The organism is Brachybacterium sp. AOP42-C2-15 (assembly GCF_052377065.1).
Taxonomy (GTDB): domain Bacteria; phylum Actinomycetota; class Actinomycetes; order Actinomycetales; family Dermabacteraceae; genus Brachybacterium.
In genome coordinates this window covers 1-1,655 of sequence record NZ_JBQSWK010000093.1, presented here as the reverse complement: position 1 = coordinate 1,655, position 1,655 = coordinate 1, and the positions used below count along the sequence as shown (strand labels likewise).

Genomic DNA, 1,655 nt, shown 5'->3' with positions numbered 1-1,655 from the left:
CCTGACCTAACCCCGCAGGGAGATCAACTGACCGCCGACAGGGAGATGAACTGTCCGCGAACAGGGAGATCAAACGTCCGCCCACAGGGAGATCCCGATGTCCCTTGACACCGCATCTCCTTCGCCTTGCCAGAGAGCCCGGCGTTCGAGTGCCCAACAACCATGGCGTCATGCTATCCGTCTCCCTCCTGCTCATCGCAGTGCATCATCCGGAATTGGTGTCGGACGAGGATGCCACCAACGATGCGCAGATCGCGATCGAACAGATGGAGACGATCTTTGACCACGACGGCCTGAGCAACGAGAACACGGCTTCTTATCAAGGTCTGTACGTTCGGCTACTAAAAGATCTGTGTGAGCTCGCTGGCGTCTCGTCACGCCACGCTCACGCCGCGCAGAGCTTCCGGCAAAGATATGAGCTCGCCTCGATGGCGTACCAACGGCTCCTACTCCCAGATGGCCACGTACCACCGCTCGGAGATGGCGGCATGGGCATGGAGCCACGGCTCACCCCCGCACACGGAAAATTCCTAAGTCCGCCCAACGGACTATATATTCACAACACAAGTGATTCGTATATATCAGTAGTCTGTGGCGCCCGCTCTTCAGTCCACAAGCAAATGGATGACACTTCCATCATGATGTGGACCGCCGGACGTCTACTCGTCCTGGATGCGGGTGTGCAGAACTATGACGCAGCGAACATTCAGGCAGCTCGCATACGCACCCAGCCAGGACATTCAGGCCTCTTCTTCCCGAAGTTTGACGATCAACCGCTCAAGTTCTTCAACTCCGGCGGAGATAACGGTGGGCGACGAGTAGATGCAAGCATGACGATCAACCAAGACGGGCCCGAGGATCACATCCTATGCGAATACACATTAAACCAACATCGCGCATTACGTGAAATACATACCGCCTCTCCAAATGCGGCCACCATTACAGACCAGGCCTGGTCGCCCGATGGCGCCCCCGCCGTCGCACGATTCCTTCTCGACGGATCACTAAGACTTACGAGTGCCATCGGGCAGCTCGAGGGGTCCGACGGAGCCGTTTGGGTTCGCTTAAGTTTCTCCGCGTCCACCAAGTGCGAGATTACCTCTGGCCTTATCTCCTGGAGCTTGAGCGAGAGGCGCCAGTGCTGGGTAATCGAAATTCCTGTCCCAGCCGGAGGCCGACGGAATAAGATCATGATCGAGACTGGCTCGGAGGCTTCCCCCAATGCAGCCCCAGCGTGAGACCTACTTCAATGTCGCAAATACAGTGAGAGACGCTCTGTCTCCGGGGGACTATTTCAAGAACTCCCTCGCAGGTCTAGTGGTCCATGCACCTCTAGACTCAGAGCAGTCAGAAGCGCAGATCGACGTCAGGCAGATCCGACTCCCCCAGGAATTGGTTGAACCGCCGGAACATTGCGTGCAGATGATCGAACATCGGCGTGTAGTCCACAGACCGCTCCATGTCGTCCGTCGACATCTCTAGAGCGTCAGAAAGCGTGACCGCTGGAAGATGTAGGGCGTTCGTCGCCTCGATCGTCCGCGCGTCGTGCGCTACCCAGAGCGCCGGTCGACCAGCTAGCAAAGTTGCCATATTCGCATGAAGGCGCGTGCCCCAGGAGAATCCGACCTCGTCCTGAACACTCTGGATCCACTGCC

General features: G+C 57.5%; 1 protein-coding gene and 1 pseudogene. One reads left to right on the top strand and one right to left on the bottom strand.

Annotated elements, in window-relative coordinates:
* The first annotated feature begins 170 nt into the window (after nt 1–170).
* Complete coding sequence (locus ACT3SQ_RS19135; protein WP_444601610.1) at nt 171–1,238, top strand: hypothetical protein; 1,068 nt, start codon at nt 171–173, stop codon at nt 1,236–1,238.
* Nucleotides 1,239–1,347: 109 nt separating this feature from the next.
* On the opposite strand, the pseudogene ACT3SQ_RS19130 reads toward ACT3SQ_RS19135, so the two are convergent.
* Nucleotides 1,348–1,655 (bottom strand): annotated as a pseudogene (locus ACT3SQ_RS19130) (hypothetical protein); the annotation flags it as partial.